Annotated in this window: 17 protein-coding genes, 1 tRNA gene and 1 pseudogene; 13 read left to right on the top strand and 6 right to left on the bottom strand. The window is 68.6% G+C overall.

The window, feature by feature from the left end:
- Positions 1–38 precede the first annotated feature (38 nt).
- Both ACFYRH_RS34175 and ACFYRH_RS34170 read right to left on the bottom strand, forming a co-directional pair.
- The gene (locus ACFYRH_RS34175) at positions 39–1718 is read right to left on the bottom strand and encodes a GTPase (RefSeq protein ID WP_387783886.1); all 1680 of its coding nucleotides are present in this window, start codon (positions 1716–1718) and stop codon (positions 39–41) included.
- Entirely contained in the window at positions 1715–5425 is a 3711-nt protein-coding gene (locus tag ACFYRH_RS34170) for an AAA family ATPase (protein ID WP_387783885.1), read from the bottom strand. Before ACFYRH_RS34170 ends, ACFYRH_RS34175 begins: the two co-directional genes overlap by 4 nt.
- Positions 5426–5764: 339 nt before the next feature.
- Here ACFYRH_RS34170 and ACFYRH_RS34165 point away from each other — a divergent pair.
- A pseudogene (locus ACFYRH_RS34165) lies at positions 5765–5923 on the top strand (hypothetical protein); the annotation flags it as partial.
- A 693-nt stretch (positions 5924–6616) separates the two neighbouring features.
- On the opposite strand, the gene ACFYRH_RS34160 reads toward ACFYRH_RS34165, so the two are convergent.
- Positions 6617–8278 carry a PrsW family intramembrane metalloprotease gene (locus ACFYRH_RS34160; protein WP_387783883.1) on the bottom strand — a complete coding sequence of 554 codons (1662 nt, stop codon included), beginning with the start codon at positions 8276–8278 and terminating at the stop codon, positions 6617–6619.
- Positions 8279–8438: 160 nt separating this feature from the next.
- Here ACFYRH_RS34160 and ACFYRH_RS34155 point away from each other — a divergent pair.
- The 9 genes from ACFYRH_RS34155 (at position 8439) to ACFYRH_RS34115 (ending at position 16406) form a co-directional block, all read left to right on the top strand.
- Positions 8439–8512: transfer RNA gene (locus ACFYRH_RS34155), tRNA-Arg, on the top strand.
- A 306-nt stretch (positions 8513–8818) separates the two neighbouring features.
- Entirely contained in the window at positions 8819–10426 is a 1608-nt protein-coding gene (locus ACFYRH_RS34150) for an ABC-F family ATP-binding cassette domain-containing protein (protein WP_387783882.1), read from the top strand.
- Between the two features lie 121 nt (positions 10427–10547).
- Positions 10548–11036 (top strand): DUF1269 domain-containing protein, encoded by a 489-nt coding sequence (locus ACFYRH_RS34145; protein ID WP_387783880.1) that lies wholly within the window; start codon positions 10548–10550, stop codon positions 11034–11036.
- Positions 11037–11199: 163 nt separating this feature from the next.
- Entirely contained in the window at positions 11200–11781 is a 582-nt protein-coding gene (locus ACFYRH_RS34140; RefSeq protein WP_387783878.1) for an AAA family ATPase, read from the top strand.
- Between the two features lie 54 nt (positions 11782–11835).
- The gene (dnaN, locus tag ACFYRH_RS34135; protein WP_387783876.1) at positions 11836–12969 is read left to right on the top strand and encodes a DNA polymerase III subunit beta; all 1134 of its coding nucleotides are present in this window, start codon (positions 11836–11838) and stop codon (positions 12967–12969) included.
- A gap of 43 nt (positions 12970–13012) precedes the next feature.
- Positions 13013–13672: a histidine phosphatase family protein gene (locus tag ACFYRH_RS34130; RefSeq protein ID WP_387783874.1), complete on the top strand. Its 660-nt coding sequence runs from the start codon at positions 13013–13015 to the stop codon at positions 13670–13672.
- Between the two features lie 4 nt (positions 13673–13676).
- Complete coding sequence (locus ACFYRH_RS34125) at positions 13677–14351, top strand: YdcF family protein (protein ID WP_387783872.1); 675 nt, start codon at positions 13677–13679, stop codon at positions 14349–14351.
- A gap of 109 nt (positions 14352–14460) precedes the next feature.
- The gene (locus tag ACFYRH_RS34120) at positions 14461–15234 is read left to right on the top strand and encodes a maleylpyruvate isomerase family mycothiol-dependent enzyme (protein WP_387783871.1); all 774 of its coding nucleotides are present in this window, start codon (positions 14461–14463) and stop codon (positions 15232–15234) included.
- Positions 15235–15365: 131 nt separating this feature from the next.
- The gene (locus tag ACFYRH_RS34115; protein ID WP_387783870.1) at positions 15366–16406 is read left to right on the top strand and encodes an acyltransferase family protein; all 1041 of its coding nucleotides are present in this window, start codon (positions 15366–15368) and stop codon (positions 16404–16406) included.
- Here ACFYRH_RS34115 and ACFYRH_RS34110 read toward each other — a convergent pair.
- Entirely contained in the window at positions 16388–17164 is a 777-nt protein-coding gene (locus ACFYRH_RS34110) for an alpha/beta fold hydrolase (protein ID WP_387783869.1), read from the bottom strand. The genes ACFYRH_RS34115 and ACFYRH_RS34110 overlap by 19 nt on opposite strands.
- Before the next feature lie 171 nt (positions 17165–17335).
- Here ACFYRH_RS34110 and ACFYRH_RS34105 point away from each other — a divergent pair, with 171 nt between their 5' ends.
- The 3 genes from ACFYRH_RS34105 to ACFYRH_RS34095 all read left to right on the top strand — a co-directional run bounded on the left by ACFYRH_RS34105 (position 17336) and on the right by ACFYRH_RS34095 (position 19478).
- Entirely contained in the window at positions 17336–18307 is a 972-nt protein-coding gene (locus tag ACFYRH_RS34105; protein WP_387783867.1) for a LysR substrate-binding domain-containing protein, read from the top strand.
- 129 nt (positions 18308–18436) lie between these two features.
- Positions 18437–18637: a hypothetical protein gene (locus ACFYRH_RS34100; RefSeq protein WP_387783865.1), complete on the top strand. Its 201-nt coding sequence runs from the start codon at positions 18437–18439 to the stop codon at positions 18635–18637.
- Positions 18638–18725: 88 nt separating this feature from the next.
- The gene (locus ACFYRH_RS34095; RefSeq protein WP_387783863.1) at positions 18726–19478 is read left to right on the top strand and encodes a GntR family transcriptional regulator; all 753 of its coding nucleotides are present in this window, start codon (positions 18726–18728) and stop codon (positions 19476–19478) included.
- Positions 19479–19736: 258 nt separating this feature from the next.
- Here the strand turns inward: ACFYRH_RS34095 and ACFYRH_RS34090 are convergent, their stop codons facing one another.
- On the bottom strand, positions 19737–20252 hold the full coding sequence (locus tag ACFYRH_RS34090; RefSeq protein WP_387783862.1) for a hypothetical protein: 516 nt from the start codon (positions 20250–20252) through the stop codon (positions 19737–19739).
- Position 20253: 1 nt separating this feature from the next.
- A complete protein-coding gene (locus tag ACFYRH_RS34085; protein WP_387783861.1) occupies positions 20254–21753 on the bottom strand; it encodes an Nramp family divalent metal transporter in 1500 nt (499 codons plus the stop codon).
- Positions 21754–21755: the final 2 nt, after the last annotated feature.

The raw sequence follows: 21755 nt of genomic DNA, 5'->3' as shown, positions 1-21755 counted from the left end.
CGCCCGCCGCTCCAGCGGCGGGCGGCCGTCCAGTGCGGCTAGTGACGAGCGATGGCGAGGCTGTCGCGGCAAGTGCTGTACGCGTTGAGCTCCTCGCGCGCCGGCGTCACAACGTGGCTTTCGGCAACCTTCTCGAGCTCGTCCCGGAGCGCCTTCGCCACCTGGCGAGACCGACGAATCGCTCCGTTGGTCGCGAAGAGCCGGCACATAACGGACAGGCCCAGCCCGAGGACGGCACCACCGACCAGCATGATCCACGCGTAAGGAATGCCATTCCACTCCGGCAGCGGCGGATCATCGAGCTTGCCGATCCGCGTCACCACCAACGCGACCAACCAAGCCGCTCCACCCAGCATCACCAGGAACAGCAACCACTGAACAATCCGGGCAAATCCCCACCAGCCGGGATTGTTGGTGACGCCAAGGTCCGTCCGCGCAACCGCCTGGTCGAGCTCATCCCCCAACGACTCCTCGCGCCGCCGGATCGTCGACCGCACCGAATCCGCCCACGGCCGCGAAAGACCATCCGCCGCCTTGGTCGTGATCGTGCGAACAGCCGCATCCATCCGAGCCCGCTGCACCGGCGTTGCCGCAGGCAACGAGGACCGAGCGATCGCAACCTCGTTGGACGCAGACTTCCGCAACGCCTTGCCCTGCTCACGCGACACCTGGTCGCCGTGCAACCGCCGCAACGGATCGGGGCGGAATCGCCCAACCCACTTGGTCAACGGCCACCCGGTCGCAGCACGAGCCCGCTGCAGATAGGAGCGCCGTACGGCGTCGGACACCACCGACAGACCACTCGCGTCGGACAGCGCGTCGACAAGCTCTGTCACATCGGCCGAATCGATCTCCGGCGTCTTGGCGGTGCCGCACTGGCTCGCCATCCGGTCCGCGACCCGATCGACGTCCGCGGACAGACGTTCCCGCGCGGAGCGCTTGTTGCTGACCCGCTTGACGAGTAGCGACCGCACCTCTTCCAACCCGTCACCACTGACCGCCGACGTCGCGACGACCGTCGGAGACTTGAGGCCGTCGGACTTGAGCAACCGTTCCAGGTCCTCGAGGCAGCTCTTCCGCTGGTCCGGTGTCAGCTTGTCCATGTGGTTCAGCGCGAACACCATCACCCCGGAATGCGAGGCGAACGGCTTGATGTACCGGTTGTGCAGCGCCGCATCGGCGTACTTCTGCGGATCCACCACCCACACGAGCATGTCGACCAGCTCCACGAGCCGGTCGACGATCAGCCGGTGCTCGACCTCGGTCGAGTCATGGTCGGGGAGGTCCAGCAGGACCAGTCCGTCCAGGTCCTCGGACTGCGCTTCCTCGAGCGAGCTCCGGTGCTGCACCTGGTGCCGGCGCGGGATGCCCAGCCAGCTCAGTACTTCACCGGCCGGTTCGTCACCCCAGACACAGGCGAGCGGCATCGAACTCGTCGGCCGGCGCGTTCCGATCGCGGCCAGGTCGAGCCCGGTCAGCGCGTTGAACAACGACGACTTCCCCGAGCCGGTCGCGCCCGCGAGTGCCACCACCGTCAGGTCCCCGGACATCCGGAGTCGCTGCCCGGCCCGGTCGACGATCTGGGTGGCCTCGGTGAGCACCACCGGGTCCAGGCGCCCGTCGCCGGCCTTCGCGGCCGACTCGAGCGCGTCGATCTTCTTCAGGACATCGGTCTCGGCCCGGGCCGGGGTCTCGACCGTATCCACTGTTTCCGTCACGTGCAGTCCTCCACCGCGCGCGCGGCCTCCGTCAGTTGCCTGGCCGTCTCGGCATCGACCGGATGCTGGTCAAGGACAGCCAGATAGCGGGCGAATTCGGCATCCATCAGGGCATGAACCTTACCGTCAAGGTCTTCCCGAGCCTTATCGACCATGCCCTGAACTGCCTTGTCGCCGAAAACAGCCTCCAGCAGCCGCTGCCCGACGACCGCGCTCCCCGCGCCGACACTGGCTTGCGCACCCTTCGGGATGCCTGCGCCACTGGCGAACACCACCACCATGAGCGAGAGGCCGATCCCGTTGACGCCGTACTCCAGGATGCGCGCGGTCGACTTCTTGTCGGCGCCTTCCTTACGGACCAGATCCAGCACGAACTCCTGCCAGTCCCGGACCGCACGACTCGCCGCCGCTGGGAACTGCTCCGACATCGCACCGAGCGACGGACCACCGTCGCCCGCACTGTTGCCCGCACTGTTGCCGCCCGCACCGTTCCCCGCGCCGCCGTTACTCCGGCTGCTGGTGCTCCCACGACCGCCGGAGCCGCTCCGGCTCCCAGTGCCGCTTCCAGTCCTGCTGCTGGTGGTGGCAGTACCGCCAGTCGCCTCGGCGCTGCTGTCTCTGGCGAGGTTCGCCTCGGCGGCCGTCAGGAGCTGCCGGCCGGGGGCTGATGCCTGCCACGTCTTCTCGGCCCGCTCGGCGGCAGCCGTGGCGTGTTCGCGCAGCAGCGACTCGAGTCCGGACTGGATCGCGTGGCTGACGTCACGAGTCTCAGCCGGCTTGTTGCCGAGCGAACTCTTCAGCCGGTCGCGCAGTCGGCCCGCGTTCGACTGCAGACCCTTCAGGAGTTCGCCGGTGCCAACGAACTCCTGCCACCGGGCCAGTACCTCGCCCCGTAGCAGCGTCCCGTCCTGGCACGCCTTCGCGATGTCCTTCACGCCCTGGTCGTACGCCGCCTCCACCGACGATCGCAGTTCGATGGCGGTCTCGGCCTGCGCCTTCACGGCGGCCGCGAACGGCGGTGCCTTCTTCACCATCGCGCTGACCGCACCCTGCAGCGTTCGCCGTACGACGGCGGCGCGCGCCTCGGCATCGGCGGCCAGGTCGATCAGCCAGTCCTTGATCGAGGCAACCGACGGCTGCGGCAGCATCCCGTTGCCGTCGACAACTGTCTCCTGGATGGAGAACAGCGGCGAGTCGCCGAGGCCGCGTTCGAGCAGCATCTGCGCAAGGTGGCCGGTGATGTCGTCGATGGTCTCGCGCGGAGCCCGGTCGAGTACCACCGCGACCGCCGTACTACGGTCCGACGCGCTCTGCAGGAACTCCCACGGGACAGCATCGGAGTACCGAGCGGCGGTGGTGACGAACAGCCACAGGTCGGCCGCCGCGAGCAGCTGGGTCGCAAGGTCGCGGTTGGCCTCGACCACCGAGTCGATGTCCGGTGCGTCCAGAATCGCGAGCCCCCGCGGAACGGTGTCAGCGGCAACCAACCGCAGTTGCCCCGCGTCCTCCATGCCGCCCGGCTCGTCCGAATTCGTCCGCACCATCCCCGGCAGCACCCGGTCCCCGACGAACCAGTCCGCATCCGCCGGGTGGTGAATCAGCACCGGCGACCGAGTCGTCGGCCGCAATACACCCGGCTCGCTGACAACCTTGCCGATCACGGTGTTCACCAGAGTCGACTTGCCGGCGCCGGTAGACCCGCCAACCACAGCCAGAATCGGCGCCTCGAGCTGCACCAGCCGAGGCAGCAGGTAGTCATCCAGCTGATCCAGCATCGCCTTCTGCTGCTGCCGAGCCTCGTCAGCCCCCACAACCTCCAACGGCAGCCGGCTCCCCGCCAACACACCGCGCAACTTCATCAAAGCCGTAATCAAAGCCATAGCAGCCTGCTCAGCCGCCAACTTCTCCGCCAACTGCGCCCCAGTCAGCTCCGGCTCTTGCCCACCCCCGCCGTCCTCATCCCCCACAACATCACTCACCGCAGCATCACTCACCACGGCTTCGTCGCCCGCAGCCTCGTCCGTCGCAGCCTCGTCGCCCGCAGCCTCGTCGCCCGCAGACTCGTCCGTCGCAGCTTCCTCCGTCGCGGCGTCGTCCGCAGAACGCCCAGCTACGTCGTCGGCAGACTCGCCGGACACCTCATCCGCGGATTCACCCGAGGCGTCATCACCCGCGCTGGCAGCAACCTCATCCGCCGCACCAGCCTCAACCGCCGCATCCGCACCAGCCGAACCGTCCACCGACTCCTCTGACTCGCCGGCCGCACCAACCGCCGAGGCTTCTGACCCGTCGGCGGCATCAACCTCCGAGTCGCCTGCCGCATCTGCGCCGTCAGCCGTCTCACCCGCTGCCTCAGTCGCCGCGTCGCCAGCAGACTCACCCACAGCATCAGCCGCCGCGTCGTCAGCAGACTCACCCGCAGCGTCAGTCACCGCGTCGCCAGCGGACAGACTCTCGGAGTCACCCGCGGTGTCAGCCGCCGTGCCATCGGCGGACTGCGTAGACGCGTTGTCTGCCGAGTCGGCGGCCGGTTCTCCCGCCGAAGTATCCGCAGCCTTGTCCGCAGAATCACCGGCGGCATGCCCCGCCGACGCCACAGCCAGACCACCTGCAGCCGCACCGACGAGCTCACCTGCGGTGTCAGCCACATCGCCCGCCGACTCGCCACCGCCCGCGAATCCGTCGCCCTCGTTCGAGTCGTTGCCCTCGTTGGACTCATGTACGACGTCGGACGCAGCGCCCGCGTCGCTGGACTCGTGAGCTGCCTCTGACGTCACCACAGCATCGCCGGGCTCACCGACCGCTTCGGCAGTCGCCGTCGTGTCGCCGGACCCGTCGACCGCGTCCGAGGCAGACGCTGCGTCACTCGACTCATGTACGACGTCAGGCGCAGCGCCCGCGTCACTGGACTCGTGAACGGCCTCGGCCGTGGCCGAGGCGTCGGCGGACTCCTCGACCGCCTCGCGAGCAGCTGACACGTCGCCGGACCCGTCGACCGCGTCAGAAGCGGACGCCGCGTCACCGGACTCGTCAACTGCCTCGGACGTCACCGCAGCGTCGGCGGACTCCTCGACCGCCTCGCGAGCAGCTGACACGTCGCCGGACCCGTCGACCGCGTCAGAAGCCGACGCCGCGTCGCCGGAGTCGTCAACTGCCTCGGACGTCACCGCGGCGTCAGCGGACTCCTCGACCGCCTCGCGAGCAGCTGACACGTCGCCGGACCCGTCGACCGCGTCAGAAGCGGACGCCGCGTCGCCGGACTTGGCGACCGCCTCGGACGTCACCGCGGCAGCGCCGGGCTCGGCGACCGCCTCGGAAGTAGCCGCCGCGTCGCTGGACCCGTCAACGGCCTCGGCCGTGGCTGCGGCGTCGCCGGGCTCGGCTGGCGGCTCGGGAGTGGCCGATGCGTCGATGGGCTCGTGGAGCGCGTCGGTCGCGGATGCCGCGTCCTGGGGCTCGTGGGGTGCCTCGGAGGTCGTCCCCGCGTCGCCGGGCTCGTGGGCCGTGGCGGAGGTGGATGCCTCCGGGTTGACGTCGGAGGTCGACGGGGAGCCGGCTGCCGAAGCGCTGGGGCCGGTGGGCTCGGCGGTGGACGGCTGGTCATCCGCCGCGGGCTTGCTCGGGTTCGCCTGGTCCTTGGGGAGGCCGACGATGATGTTGCCGTACTCGAGGGGGAAACCGTCTGGCGACTCATCGGGCTCGTACACGACACCGACGGTCGGGCGAATGCGCCCGGTGGAAGGCGTCGGTTGTACGGCGGTTGGCTCGGCGACGCGCACGTATTGTCCGTCGGTCGAGTCGGTCGAGTCGGTCGAGTCGGTCGAGGGCTCTGCGTCGGTCGGCTCGGTCGCGGGCTTCGCGGCGCTCGGCTCGGTGGCGGACTTGGCCTCGCCTGCCTTGGAGGCGGGCTGTGCCGTGGCGGGCTCATCCGTGGGATCTGCGGCGCTTGGCTCGGGTGAGGACGCCGTTGGCGATCCGTTCGAGTCGGCGGCCGACGCCGAGCCGTTCGCGGCAGGCGCCGAGTCGTTCGCGGGGAGAGCCGAGTCGTTCCTGGCCGACGCCGAGTCGTTCCCGGCCGACGCCGAGGTGTTCGCGGCAGGCGCCGACGTGTTCGCGGCCGACCCCGAGTCGTTCGCGGCCGACGCCGAGTCGTTCGCGGTGGAGGCCGAGGTGTTCGCGGCGTGAGCCGCGTCAGTCGCGGCTGATGCCGGGGAGCTCGCGGCGTGAGCTGAGGCGTTTTCAGTGGGGGACGAGGCGTTTTCGGCGGGTGCTGCGTTGGTTGTCGACGCGGTTGGTTGCGTCTCTGCAGTCTCTGCAGTCGCGGACGCGTCTGGCTCAGGTGCGGAGGTGGTCGTCGTACCGGTCGACTCTGCGGTGGCGGATGGCGTGGGCGTCGTACCTGGTGACTCTTCAGGGGTGGCCGGCTTGGATGCTGCGGGTGAGTCCATCGTTGCAGCGGTTTTGGGGGCCGCGGCGTCGTCCGAGGTGGGGGTGGTGCTGGAGGCTTCCTCGGTGCTGCCGTCGGCTGGGGTGGCCGCGGGAGCTTCGGTCGGGGTTACGGGCGCGTCCGAGGTGGCTGCGGTGGGGTCGGAGGGGGCCGCCGTGGGAGAGGGGTCTGGCTCGGCCGGGGTTGAGTCCGCCGGTGAGTCTGGCGGGGTGGGGTCGGACTTTCGGCGGCGGCGGCGCCAGAAGCCTCGGGGTTTGGGGGTGGACTGGGCGATGAGGTTCGCCAGCTCCTGGGCAGACTGATCCTGGCCCGGAACCCGCGGTTCCGGACCTTCACCAGCTGCTGACCTGATGTCAGCCACGGTGTCCGCCCACGGACACAGGGTGCCCGGTCGGACAGCGCAGAAGCAAAGTCATCGTCATCCCCGTTTGGCGGCGTGGACGGGTGGCAGTCACTGCGATGGTGGATACGGACCGTATCCTCCCGGCGGTCCTTGTTGACCAGGGGGTCCCGGTGGGTAACCGGGCTGGCTCGCTGGGTGACCGGCCTGACCCGGCTGATACCCCGGCTGGGCCGGCGGATAACCGCCCGGTCCGCGCGGCACATCCTGCGGCCGGGACCCGTCGGCACCCGGGTACGGCGCCGGGCCGCCAGGCGGCACCGGCGCACCCGGAACTGAGCTTCCAGGCCCAGGAACTCCAGCACCAGGAACACCGGCACCAGGAACACCGCCGGGCCCACCAGCACCAGGCCCACCGGGCCCACCAGGCAGGGACCCGCCAGGCAGGGGCCCACCGGGAACGGGCCCGCCAGGAACAGGTCCGCCGGGCATCGGCCCCGGAGGCATGCCGCGGTAGCCGGGTGCGGCCTGGGCGAAGGCCGGCATCGGAGGGAACGGCACGCTCGCGCGCCGGGCACGTAGTTCGTCGAGGAGCGACTTCTCGGTCTCCAGGGCGTCCGGCCCGATCACCTGACGGACGATCTTGTCTCGCAGGTACGCCAGCTCGGTGGCGTTGTGCTGGAACGCCTTCGCGGCCGCTTCCGCCTGGGGACCGTACCGCCGCGCGTTCTGCCGCAGCGCCTTGCGCCCGCGCAGCGTCGCGATCAGCGGCACATCCTGAGGTATCAGCCATCCGAAGCGGACATAGTCGTACAGCCGGGACGCGATCATCTGCCCCTCCCGGGACCGCATCACCAGCGCGAAGATCACCAGGCAGATGAACAGCGGGACCATCAGACAGAGGTACGCGAGGATGAAGCCGCCGCCACCGGCCCAGCTCGCCGACGCGTTCCACGCCGCGTGCGCGAGGACCGCCGCGAGGTACCCGACGACCGGGGCCAGGAACCGTACGACGGTACTTCGGTGCCGGATCGCGACGCCGATGCCGATCGCGGTGAACGACGTGAAGAGTGGATGGGCGAACGGCGAGATCACGCCGCGGATGATGAACAGTGCGAACGCCCCGCGCAGACCCGCGTCGCTGCCGGCCTCTTCGGACAGCGTGTTGAACACGCGGCCGTAGTACAGGATGTTCTCGGTGAAGGCGAAGCCGACGCCGACCATTCCGGCGTACACCAGGCCGTCGATGATGCCGTCGAACTCCTTGCGGCGGACGAGCGCCAGCAGCAGGATCACGGAGCCCTTCGCGAACTCCTCGACCGGGGGCGCGACGAAGACCGCGGACCGGTCGCCGCCGACGCCGGTCTCGGCCAGCCGGTGCGACACCTCGGTGTTGATGAAGATCGCGACCAGGGTCGCGATGAAGGCACCCCAGCAGAGGGCGAAGACGATGTACTTCGTCGGCTCGGGCTCGTACCGGTCCAGCCAGAGGTAGAGCGCGATCACCGGGATGACCGGGACGAACGCGAACACCAGGCCCCAGGTGAAGCCGCCGGCGCCGGTCGACTTGGCTACGATGCCGAAGATCACCAGACCCGCGATCGCGAACACCACCGCGATCACGATGCCGATCAGCACGCCCTGGTTGCGGCGCTGGCCGGGGACCGGGTGGTTCCCGAGCACGTTGGGCTGCGGGTACGGTCCGCCCGGCGAGTACGCCGAGCCCGCCGCGGGTTGCGGCGAGCCGGCCGGGCCTGGTGAGGGGTAACTCATGACCGCAGCCTAGTTGGGCGCCCGACCATGCGGCAGAACCACCCACTCAGCGTTACCGGGATGGAACGACAACCCTGTACTTCGTCCCGCCCGCGAGCACCGGGATCGGGAACCCAGAGGCGCGATCACCCGGGGATCTGAGAGACTCTCCCTGCCATACGCCCCCGTAGCTCAGCTGGATAGAGCGTCGGACTTCTAATCCGTTGGTCGCAGGTTCGAGTCCTGCCGGGGGCGCTCGGCCGATCCGGAGGCCGGTCCGCGGATCGGAACACGCGATTCCTTGCCTTGCGCAACAGCTCGGTGCCGGCCGGTCACAGACCGCTTTGTGATCGCGGTCACATGTTAAACTGGCCTCGTGGAGATCGAGGTCGACAGAATCTAGCCGCCGAACTGCCGGTGGCCTGTCCGCTTCTCCCGCGTCCGCCTGTTCGAGGCGTTGACCGCGGTACCGGCACGTTCGCATCGGACCCGTCGTACTCCGTCCGTGCCTGTGCGCGGCTTCACTCCCCCGGCATCGACTGCCGGGAAGAAAGCAGATGCATGTCTCCGAAATCCGCAATCACCCTCCGCGAGCTGACCTTCGAGTGGCCGGACGGCGCTGTCGCGCTGGCCGGTGTGAACGGCACCATCAACGCCGGCCGGACCGGTCTGGTCGGTCGCAACGGAGCCGGGAAGTCGACACTGCTGCGCCTGATCGCCGGCGTCCTGCAGCCGACTTCCGGACAGATCGACGCCGTCGGCGAGGTCGGGTACCTGCCGCAGACGCTCACCCTGCGCCAGGACGCGACGATCGCCGAGCTGCTCGGGATCGACGCGATCGTGGCCGCGATCCGGGCTATTGAGGCCGGTGACGCCGACGAGCGCCACTTCGACACCATCGGCGACGACTGGGACATCGAGTCCCGCGCCGGCGAGGCCCTCGACCAGCTGGGGTTCTCGGCTAGCGACCTGGACCGCCGGGTCGCCGAGGTGTCCGGTGGCGAGGCGATGCTGATCGCCATTACGGGCCTGCGTGTCCGCCGTACGCCGATCACGCTGCTCGACGAGCCGACCAACAACCTGGACCGGCCGACCCGCGCCAAACTGGCCGAGTTCGTCGACCAGTGGCCCGGGACGCTCGTCGTGGTCAGCCACGACGTCGAGCTGCTCGAACACATGGACAACACCACCGAGCTGTACGGCGGGATGCTCAGCACGTACGGCGGTCCGTACAGCGCGTGGAAGGAACACCAGGAACAAGAACAAGCAGCCGCCCTCCAGGCCGCACGGTCGGCGCAGCAGGCTCTCAAGGTCGAGAAGCGGCAGCGGGTCGAGGCGGAGACCAAGTTGGCGCGCCGGGAACGCACCGCGAAGAAGACACAGCAGCAGGGCGGTATCCCGAAGATCCTGGCGGGCAACCGCGCGAGCAAGGCCCAGGCGTCAGCCGGTGCGATGCGCTCGACACTGGACGACAAGGTGCAGTCGGCGCAGGCCGCTGTCGACGCCGCGGACGCCCGGGTACGTCAGGAGGAGCACATCCACCTGGTACTCCCCGACCCCGATGTCCCCCGCGGGCGCCGTCTCGCCGAGTTGTACGACGAGGAACGCACCATCGTGATCCAGGGTCCCGAGCGAATCGCTCTGGTCGGCGCTAACGGCAGTGGGAAATCGACGCTGATCAACCACCTCGTCAATGGGACCGCTGCCACACCCGGACGACCGCATGGCAAGCTCCTGACCAATCTGGTCGGGTACCTCCCGCAGCGCCTCGACGGCCTCGACGACGACCGGAGTGCATTGGCAAACGTCCAGTCCGTCGCTCCGGAGACGCCTGCCGGCACGATTCGCAACCAGCTGGCCCGTCTGCTGCTGCGGGGAGACAGTCCGGACCGTCTGGTGCGCACGCTGTCCGGCGGGGAACGCTTTCGGGTCTCGCTCGCCAGATTGCTGCTCTCGGAGCCGCCGGCGCAGCTCCTCGTACTGGACGAGCCCACCAACAATCTGGACATCACCAGCGTCGAGCAGCTCGCGGAGGCGCTCGATGCGTACCGCGGCGCGCTGCTTGTCGTCAGCCACGATTTCGCGTTCCTGGAGCGGATCGGCGTCGACACGGTCATCGAGCTCGACGGCGACGGGCGGATGCACCAGCGACGCGATCTGCACCTCTGACCGGAAAGTCGCAGGTCAGCGTGCTCTTCAGAGGCGCCCCGGCGGCGGTCTACGCTCGGATCAGGGCGTGGCCCCGGGGGCACGTGGGTTGCGCCGGACCTTCGAGGGGAGGAGCGGTGGCATGACCACGTTCACGGTGTGGAAGTTCGATGATCCGGACGGCGCCGACCGGGCGGTCCGGATCCTGAAAGGGGCCAGCGCCGACGGGCTGGTGAAGATCCTCGACCACGCGGTGGTCACCTGGCCGAAGGGCAAGTCGAAGCCGACGACGCACCAGAGCCACGAGGAGACCTGGCGAGGGACCGGGTGGGGCGCGTTCTGGGGTCTGCTGCTCGGCGCATTGTTCTTCGTCCCGCTGATCGGTGGTGCGGTCGGAGCCGCCATCGGTGCGATCAGCAAGGCGACGGAGGACGTCGGCATCACGAAGGAGCAGCTGGCGAAGATCCGCACCGAAGTGACGGAGGGGACCTCGGCCTTGTTCGTCGTCACCGACGAGGGCGACCTCGACCGTCTGGGCGAACGGTTCCATGGCATGGGCAGCAAGCTGGTCGACACCAACCTCACTGAGGCGGAGCGCCAGACCCTTCTGGAGACCTTCGGCACGCACTGATCCGATCCACGCCCGCCGCGACCTGCTGAACGGTCGCGGCGGGCGCTGTGCTCTCAGGGAGTTCCTACCGAGTTCTCAGCGTTCTTTGGGGGCCACCGGCAGATGCTGTTCGTCCTACTTGTACTTGGCCGGGTACCAGGCGAGTGCGGGAAGGACGTGCGAGGTGCATTCGGGACTTGTCGAAGGAGTACTCCGAGGACGCGAGCTGCGGTACGCGATCGATGCCGTAGTACTGCTGGCGGGGATACCTGGCGCCGGTAAGAGCACGTTTCTGCGGCGGGTGTTCACCGGTGCCGATCAGGTCCGGGTCTACGACTCGGAGCGGATCCGCAATCGGTGGGCGCCGACGCTGGGGTTCATGCCGTACGCGTGGTGGCGGCCGTTCGTGCATCTCGTGTACTACGTCACCGTGCTGAGCGGCATGCGTCGCGGCACCGGGCCGATGGTGGTGCACGACTGCGCTACCCGCCCGTGGGTGCGTCAACTGCTCGGTCGCCGAGCTCGACGGGCCGGACGGCCGGTGCATCTGATTCTGCTCGACGTACCGGACGAGGTGGCTCGCGACGGTCAGTGGGCGCGGGGGCGGGTGGTGCGATCCGGCAGCATGGCGACGCACTGCCGACGATGGCCGGAGGTCCTCGCGAGAGCGGCCGAGGATCCGGGGTACGTCGTTCCCGGGGCCGCGTCGGCGCTGACTTTGACCCGTGGTGAGGCCGATCGGATCACGCGGATCCAGTTCGGCTGAAGAATTGTCGGTGGCGCCTGATTGAGTCGGACCTCTCGATGGGGAGGAGATGGAATGAAGGTTCGAGTCGGGCGTGACGTGCTCGCCGAGGCAGTGGGATGGGTGGCGCGCGGGCTGCCCGGTCGGCCGAGTGTGCCGATCCTGGCCGGGATGGTGGTCGACGCGGCGGACGGTCAGGTGACGGTGTCCGGGTTCGACTACGAGAGCTCGGCGCAGGTCAGCGTGCCTGCGGAGGTGGCCGACGCGGGGCGGGTGCTGGTGTCGGGGCGGTTGCTGTCCGACATCTGCCGGAGCATGCCGCGGGACTCGGTGGATCTGAGCGGCGAGGCTGCCCGGGTCCAGGTGAGTAGTGGCTCCGCGCGCTTCGTCCTTCATACCCTGCCGCTCGACGAGTATCCGCCGCTGCCGGAGATGCCTGCGGCGAGCGGAGTGGTCGAGGGTGACGTGTTCGCGCGTGCCGTCGCACAGGTGGTGAGCGCGGCCGGTCGGGACGACACGCTTCCGGTCTTCACCGGGATCCGGCTGGAGATCCGCGGCTCGTCGATCTCGCTGCTCGCCACCGACCGGTATCGCCTGGCCGTCCGGACGTTCCCGTGGCAGCCGATCGACGCCGGCATCGAGGCGAACGCATTGGTCCCGGCGAAGCTGCTCTCGGACGTGGCCAAGGTGATGTCCGGTGACGAGTTGACGCTCGCGCTCGGTTCGACCCGCACAGGGGACGGGTTGATCGGGTTCGAGGGCGGCGGGCGGCACTCGACCAGCCGGCTGATCGACGGCGAGTTCCCGAAGGTGCGCAGCCTGATCCCGACCGAGAGTGCGATCACCAGCACGGTCACCGTGGAGACCGCCGCGCTCGTCGAGGCGGTCAAACGGGTCGCGCTGGTGGCCGAGCGGTCGGCGCCGGTGCGACTGACATTCACGGACGGTACGGCGACACTCGACGCTGGCAACGGAGAGGAGGCGCAGGCCTCGGAGGCCGTCGCGGTGACGCTGACCGGCGATCCGGTGGTGGCCGGGTTCAACGCGGGCTATCTCCTCGACGGGCTGGCCTCCCTGGGTACGCCGCTGGCGCATTTCGCGTTCACGCAGCCGACCAGACCCACCAATCTGACCGGTCTCCGATCGGCCGAGGACGCTCCGACGAGCGACTCGGCGTACATCCTGATGCCGATGCGCCTGCCGACCTGATCTCATAGCCCGGCCGGATGGATCCGAACGTCGGAGGAGGGATATGCGGCACATCTATCTCGTCACGCATCCGGAGGCGCAGCATCATGTCGACGGTCTCGTCGGTGGGTGGCACGACTCCGAGCTGACGGCCCGTGGACGTCTGCAGGCGGAGCGCATCGCCGACGTCCTGGCGAGCAGGATCGAGTCGGAGCCGGTCGAGGTGTACTCCTCTGATCTCAAGCGAGCCAGTGCGGCGGCAGAGCGGATCGCCCGGAGGTTCTCGGTCGAGGTTCGGACAGACGCGCGGCTGCGTGAACGGTCCAACGGTGAGGCCGACGGGCGTCCCCAAGCGTGGCTCAACGAGCGCCGCATCCCGCTTCCTGAGTACGGCGATCGGCTCGGACACCACGACGGACCGGCCGGCGCGGAAACCCGGATGGAACTCGTCGAACGCCTGTATCCCGCTCTCGACGACATCGTGAAGCAACCGGTCTCGAACCAGGTCGTCGTGTCGCACGGCTCCGCCTCGAGCTATTTGATCGCCGCCTGGATCGGGATGCCGATGATGTCGACCGACCGAGTCTTCTTCCCGCTGACGTCAGGCGGTATCACCACCCTCGTCCGCAACGACTCCCACTTCAGCCATCAGGTCGTGTCGCTCAACGACACGCGGCACCTGCAGGATCTCCCCGAAGAGCCGAGGGCCGTCAGCGTTGGATGAGGACGTGATCGCGCGCTACCTCGCGCGACGGGATCCGGTCGAGCAGCCGGTCGACCTGATCGTGCTGATGGGCTCCGCCGTACTGGAGTCGGTCGACGTCGCCGCACAGGCCCATCGCAGGTACGACGCACCGGTTCTCGTCAGCGGAGGCGTCGGCCATTCGACGAGCCACCTCGAAGAGGCGCTGCGCCGGCGGGGACTCGACGCGGAGGTCGGTCGACCGGAGTCGCATGTCTTCCAGGATCTGCTGATCGACGCCGGGATCAGCGCAACAGTCGAGGACCAATCGACGAACTGTGGTGAGAACGCCGAGTTCACCCGCCGGCTGATCAACACGCCGCAGACATTGCTCCTCATCCAGGACCCGACGATGCAGCGCCGTACGCATGCTTGCTTCCAGCGTTCCTTCGCCGACCTCCCCGGTACGACGCTGATCAGCCACGCGCCCCTCATCCCCTGGGTCGGCCCCGACCACGTGAGCGCCGGACCGGGCGAACCCGAGATCTGGAGCCTCGAACGCTTCCGGTCACTCCTGCTCGGAGAGATCCACCGACTCGAGATCTACGGCCCGAGCGGCCGCAACTTCATCGACCACGTCGAGGTCCCCACCGAGGTACTTGCCGCCTACAACAAGCTCGCGGCCCGTCACCCTCAGCTCGTCCGCGCCCCCGGCGCCTGAGCGCGATCCACAGCGGTCGGCATCACCTCCAACTGTCGCTGACCGGAACTGATGTCAAGGCGCCGGCGTCGGCTCCGACCAGTGGGCAACAACCGAGATGGAGGAGCAGATGGAGTTCGAGCGGCACTGTGCTCTGATCGTCGAGCAGGCCCAGCTACTGGCGGGCCACCTGACCACCGGCGCGGACCTGGGCACACCGGTCCCGTCGTGTCCCGGGTGGAACGTTGGCCAGCTCGTCCGTCATGTCGGCGGTGCGCACCGCGAGGCGATCGTCGTCGCGCGGACCGGCGAGGCACCACCGGAGGACGAGTTCCGCGACCCGACCCACTGGTACGCCGGTCCGGCCGATCGCACCGACACGGAAGTCCACGAGCTCGCTGGGTGGATCGTCACTGGTGCCCGGGACCTGGCGGAAACCCTCCGTACGGCGGGTCCCGACGTACCGATCGCGATGCCCGTCGACGAGCCGACGACGCGGTTCACGGCTCGGCGGATGGCGCACGAGACCGTGATGCACCGAGCGGATGCGGCGCTGGCGCTCGGGGTCGCGTACGAGCTGGAGCCGGAGGTGGCGGCGGACGGGATCGACGAGTGGATGGAGCTCGGCGCGCTGCCGTTCCACTTCGAGGTGCACCCGTGGATGCGTGAGCTGCTCGGCCCAGGGCGGACACTGAAGTACGCCGCGCCGGAGCAGTCGTGGGTCGTCGACCTGACCGGTGAGGTGATCCGCTGGCGGCGCAGTGACGAGCCGGCCGCGGTGACGGTCCGCGGGCCCATCACCGACCTGTTGCTGCATCTGTACAAGCGCCGGGACGACCAGGTCGAGGTGAACGGCGACAAGGATCTGCTCGAGTTCTACCGGGAGCGCGTCAGCTTCGGCTGAGGACGTCATCCGTGAGTCGGACGAGGGATCGTGCTGTGGGCTGACGTTTGTGCGGGTCGTCCGCAGCAGACTGGGGCGCGTTCGGCGAGGAGAGGACGGCTGTGGAACCCTCACGGGGACGGCTCCACGAAGTGGATCTGCTGCGTATCGTGGCGGCGGTTTCGGTGATGGCGTATCACTACCTGTTCTCGGCGTACGCCGGCGGGCTCGGCGGATTGGCCTTCCCGCACGTGGACGTGGTCGCGCGGTACGGGTATCTCGGCGTCGATCTGTTCTTCGTGATCAGCGGGTTCGTCGTCCTGCTCAGTGCGTGGGACCGTAGCCCACGGTCGTTCGTGGTGTCGCGGGCGGTGCGGCTCTATCCGGCGTACTGGGTTGCGGTCACGCTCACCGCGATCGTCTCGGTCGTGTTCGGCGCGGGACGGTTCCCGGTGTCGTTGCCGCAGTACCTGGCGAATCTGACCATGTTCAACTCGCTGCCGAACATCGAGAACGTCGACGTCGTCTACTGGACGCTTTGGGCCGAGGTCCGGTTCTACGTGATGATCCTGGTCCTGATCTGGATCGGCATCACCGCGCGGCGGGTGACGATCTTCTGCTGGGCGTGGCTGGCCGCGACCTTCGTGTTCCAGGCCGGCCTGTTGCCGCAGGCAACCGATCTGGTGCTGAACACGCAGTTCTCGCACTACTTCATCGCCGGTACGGCGCTTTGCCTGATCCACCGGTACGGCGCCACGCCGCAGCGGCTCGCCATCGTCGCGATCTCGCTCGGGAACGCGATCTACCGCGGGATCGGGTTCGCCGACCGGGTCGGGATCAGGTACCACACGGAGATCCACCGAACCGCTGTGGTGATGATCATCATCGCGATCTTCGCGATCATGCTCGCGATCGCGCTCAAGCTGACGCATCGCTTCGGCCGACCATGGTTCGCAGCACTCGGGGCGCTCACCTACCCCCTGTATCTCGTGCATGCACACGTCGGCTTCATCATCTTCGAGCGGCTCGGCGACCAGGCGAACCACGTCCTCCTGGTCGCCACCACGATGGCGCTGATGGTCGGCGTCGCGGCCACCCTGCACTACGGCGTCGAGCGACCGCTGGCGCCACGCCTCAAGCGTCTACTCGACCGGAGTCTGCCCGGCCGACCAGTTCACGCACTGCGGAAGTAGCCGGTCAGCACCTCAGCCAGCGTCTCGGGCGGAAGCGTATGGAACGTCCCGTCACGCCCCTCCACGGTCCTCTGCGGAAGTGCTGCGGCCATCTCGCGCACAGAACGCTGCAACCACTCCGGACTGGCATTGCTGTAAAGCCCCAGCGTCGGCCGGTCGACAGAAGCCAGCAACTCCACCGGTACGGCGCTGTCGCGCATCTGCAACGCGTCGTAGACCAGCGTGGGCGCCATGGCCTCGAAGCCGGCCCACATCGGCGACTGCCGCATCTGCTCGACCATCTCCCGGGGCTGACCAACCGCCTCGACCATGAAGAGCTCGGCGGCCCCACCCGGGTTTCCGGCGGCGACGAACTCCTGCAGCCGCTCCAGATACCGCTCCGGGGCCGGCGGGGCGCCCTCCACCCGGAACGGCGGCTCGACGACCGCCTGCTTCTCGAACGGCAGACCGGCCTGCAACAACACCATCGACCCCGAAGAGAACGCACAGGCGTACCGAGCGTCCGTCGCCGACCGGACCGCCTCCAGGTCCTCCCACTCCCGCTCCACGGCGTAAGACCCAGAGTCACTGGCGTCGCCGGAGTCACCACGCCCTCGCCGGTCGTAGTTGACCACTGTGAACGCCGACGACAGCGCCTCGGCGTACTCGCCGAAGTACGACCGGCCGGTGAATGCGCCGGCGATCAGCACCAGACCGGGCCCGCTGCCGGTCACGTCGTACGCGATCGTGGTGCCGTCCTGCGAAACGACCTTGTCCATCACACAACTCCTTCTGACAGAAATACCTCTGCCAGACCGTCGAACAGGCCCCGGCGCGACAGACACCGTGTGATCCAGTTCACACTGGCGTCGGGATCTTCCCGGTCTCAGCACGGCTCACTACAGTTGGATTATGTATACAGGCGACTGCACACCGTACCGGGCTCGTTGATGCTGCTCCGCCAGCTGGAGTACCTCGTCGCCCTCGCCCGGGAGAAGCATTTCGCCCGCGCGGCGGACGCCTGCTACGTCTCGCAGCCGTCACTGTCCGCCGCGATCCGTAAGCTCGAGCAGGAGCTCGACGTACCGATCGTGCGTCGCGGCCGGCGCTTCGAGGGACTGACCCCCGAGGGCGAGCGGGTGCTGCTCTGGGCGCAGCGAATCCTCGCCGAGCAGGACGCGCTCCGCCACGAGCTGTCGATGATGCGCGGCGGCCTGACCGGCACGCTCCGGATCGGCGCGATCCCGACCGCGATGCCGGTCGTCTCACTGCTGACCACACCGTTCTGCGAACGCCACCCGAACGCACGGGTCACCCTGGAGTCGCTGTCGTCGCGGGACATCACCCAGAAGCTCGCCGAGTTCGACCTGGACGTCGCGATGACCTACCTCGACGACGACACGCTCGGGCAGGTCCGCAAGACCCCGCTGTACGAGGAGCGCTACCTGCTGCTGACGCCGAAGCACTCGAAGTCGGCCGACCAGCAGGTCGCCACCTGGGCGGAGGTCGCGGAGCTGCCGCTCTGCCTGCTCTCCCCCGACATGCGCAACCGCAGGATCATGAACGGCTACTTCACCGACGACGGCGTGACCGCGACCCCCGCGATCGAGAGCGACACCGTCTCCGGGCTGTACAGCCACTTGCACGGCAGCCACTGGTCGACGGTCATCTCGCACGCCTGGCTGCATATGTTCGGCGTACCCGACGGAATGCGCGTCGTACCGCTGAAGCGTCCCGCCCGCGGCCCGCGGGTCGGACTGGTGATCGCGGCACGCAGCCCGGAGCCGGTGCTCGCGCGCGCAGTGCTCGACGTCGCGCGCCAGGCCGGCGTCCACAAAGCTCTCGACGATCTACTCGACGTGCACTTGATGGATTCCGGCCATCTCGACAGCGCGAGCAGGACTCTGACCGCCCGGCCCTGACGGCCGGCCGGCACGGGCGCGCACACGTACTCGACCCGGGTGTAAGCGGGATCACGTGAGATGCGGGCAGAACCAGCCCGTACGCCTGGTTCAATGTATACAGAAGCCAGAATTCAAGGAAGGGTAGCAATGATCTTCACACGTAGGTTCGGTGCTCTGGCGGCGCGCCCGCAGTTCCCGGATGCCCCGGAGCTGCAGCAGGAGCTGGACAACCCCGTCGACCTGGACGCCGAGCTCGCCCGCCTGACCGGCGCCATCCCGCCGGCCGGCGACGAGCGTCGTACCGCCGGCGAATCAGTCGGCGAATCCGCCGACGAGCCCGCCGCCTGACACGATCGGCGGCGAACCCGGAGACGCGCCACGGCACTTGGTAGACTGTCTACCAAGTGCCGTGGCTGTAGGACCGAAAGGGACCTCGATGACGACGATCAGTGCAGGGCCAGGGGCCGGTGCGGAACCGGCCGGGGTGCGGCACGTCAAACGGCCGACACCGTTGCGGGAGTCGGTCTACGAGGCGCTCACCGAGATGATCATCGACGGTACTCTCGAGCGCGGCCGGCACCTCGTCGAGGTCGAGCTGGCCGGTCTGCTCGGCGTCTCCCGGCAGCCGGTGCGGGAAGCCCTGCAGCGGCTGAACAACGAGGGCTGGGTGGACCTGCGGCCCGGGTTCGGCGCGATGGTGCACGTTCCGGCGGAGGACGAGGTCGACCAGTTGCTGGCGGCCCGCGCCGCGCTGGAGTCGGAGTCCGCGCGGCTCGCGGCCCGGCACGCCACCAAGGAGGACGTGGCCAAGCTGCGCGAGCTCTGCAAGGTGGGGACGGGGTTCCAGGAAGCCGGAGACATCGACGGCACCGTGCGGACGAACGCCGAGCTGCACAGCCTGATCACCCAGATGTCCGGGAACCGTTTCCTCGTTGACTTCGCCGCCCAGGTCGACCGCCGCGTCCGCTGGTACTACACGCCCGTCGCGCCGGTCCGCGGCGCCGCCTCCTGGCGTGAGCACAACCGCCTGGTGAAGGCGATCAGTGACGGCGACGAGGACAAGGCCGCGCAGATCATGCGCGAACACACCGAGCACACCCGCAAGGCCTACCACGACCTCCAGGCAAGCACCGAGCCCACCGAAACCCCCGAACCCGAGACCCCGAAACGCCGGCGCCGTACCAGCTGACAGCGCGGACGCAGTCCACCCGCCGACGTTCAGGCGAGCTCGGCGGGTCCACCTGCGGGGGGCGCGCACACCCTCTGGGGACTGTGCACAGGTAATTGCCTGTGCACAGTCACCGGCAGGCATCCACAGTCCCGAACCTGGCGCCGATCGCAGTCCCCGGCATCACGAGACGCGCACCCGCCGAAGGCGGCAAGAAGGCTGCCACCGCGGACGGTGACCTTTGCGTGGTCGCCCGCATCCAGCGGATGCGGGCGACCTTCACTTGCGGCCAGCAGCTGCCTTGCGGGCTTGCAGGGCGGTTGCCAGGTGGGCGTACTGCTCGACCGTGCGGCGGGCGTACTGGTTGTGGTCGAGGATGTGCGGCCACCAGAAGCGGCCGATCTGTTCGTGCATCCAGAGGAAGCCGATCGCGAATCCCATGCTCACCAGGGCACGGAAGGCGAGGAACTTCCACGGATCCGGGGGCAACCCCGGCGTACCGGCGACGACCCATTCGGTGACGACCGCGTGCGCCATCAGCGCCAGCGGGAACGCGATCACCCAGTAGACCGCCGCCGGCGCGAATACCCCGGCGGGGACCTTCCCGAGCGCCACGAGAACGGCGTACCCCGCCCCGAACAGGATCAGCGGTACGCCGAGCCCGAGGCCCGAGAGGACTGCCCAGCCGGCGGGCTGGCCCACGAACGCGGCCAGTCCACCGGCGATCAGTCCGCCCGCCGCGCCCACCGACGCGGCCGGGACGGTGAACTCCGCCAACTGCTTCAGCGACGCCATCTCAGCCGACCGCCACACCGAAGCGGAACAGGCAGTAGAACAGCATCCCGAGGTAGAACACCGCTCCGAACCCGATGATCACGTTCCGCACCGGTCCGGGGCGGATCGGTTTCGGCAGCAGTTTGTTGTTCGTCAGCAGCAGCACGATGCAGTACGCGCCCATCGCGAACGTGGACAGGAACGCGAGGGTGTCCAGGATCCCCGCCGGACCGTCGGCCGGACCGAACAGCAGGATCAGGATCCCGAACAGGATCACGCCCCACAAGAACCCGGCGTACAGCCGCGACATCGAGAACCGTTTGGCGCCCGGCACGAAGTAGTACGTCATGTCCGCCTGGCCGCGGGAGAACGAGTCGAACAGACCGAGGGTCGCGTTCAGCCCGATCAGCGCGATGAAGGCGAAGAACAGCGTGCCGAGGACCGACGAGCCGGCCGACGCGAACGCGTCCGACATCGCCTTCAGCGCCGCCTCCCGGTCGCCGCCCTCGATCAGCGAGGCCACGTTCGGGTTCTCCCGCGCCGCCGACATCGCCAGCACCGTGAACGAGATCGTGACCAGCATCGTGATTCCCCAGAACAGCAGGATCGCGTCGAACGTGACCCACTTCCGCCAGCCCTTCCACTTCGCCAGCTCGGCCGGGTCCTCGGTGTCGAACATGAACCCGCGCGACGGCATCGACTCCGCCTCGCCAGCGGCCCGCAGCCCGCGGATCTTCGGGATGTGCGCGCCCATGCCGGCGCCGCTGTCCCGCAACTGCAGCGTGTACCACATCTGCTGCATGCCGGACGGCCCGGCGAACGCGATCGAGCCGACCACCACCGGGAACCAGGCCGACGTCATCGCCTCGTGCGGGAAGTACCCGAACGCGAACATCCCGGCCAGCGTCCGGCCGAGGTCGTCCCAGCTGCCGACGATCGCCGCGATCACCGACGTACCGACGACCAGCAGGCCGATCAGCAGTCCGAGTAGTTTCTCGAGGAAGTTGTAGATCACCGAGAGCAGGCTGAACAGCACACCGACGAACACCAGAGCCACGCACGCGGTGACCTGCCAGGGGATGCCGGTGATCTCCTCGAACGCGGCCGCGCCGGCGGACAGGTGCCCCGGCCACATGTAGATCAGGATGGCCGCCGCGTAGAAGAACCACATCAGCGGTTTGAAGATCCGGGCCGCGCCGAAGAAGATGCTCTCCCCGGTGGCCATCGCGTACCGCGCCATCTCCAGCAGCACGAACGCCTGCAGCGTGACACCGACCATGAACAACCAGCGGATGTCCGGCCCGAACACCAGGACGAGCCGGGGCCACATGTACGACTCCCCCATCCCCACCCCCAGCGCGACCAGGAAGACGGTCGGACCGAGGATGTGCAAGGAGGGCGGTGCGTCCGGGAGTTTCCGGATCGGCATCGGTTCGAGCCTGCCCGCTTTCCAGACCTTCTCGGTCGCGACTGCCGCGGACGGCTCTTCAGGCACTTCTGAGGTCTTGCTCGTGACGTCCAAGG

It is taken from the genome of Kribbella sp. NPDC004875, assembly GCF_042873375.1.
GTDB lineage: Bacteria > Actinomycetota > Actinomycetes > Propionibacteriales > Kribbellaceae > Kribbella.
The sequence above is the reverse complement of the archived record's forward strand: the minus strand, read 5'-3'. Positions and strand labels throughout refer to the sequence as shown.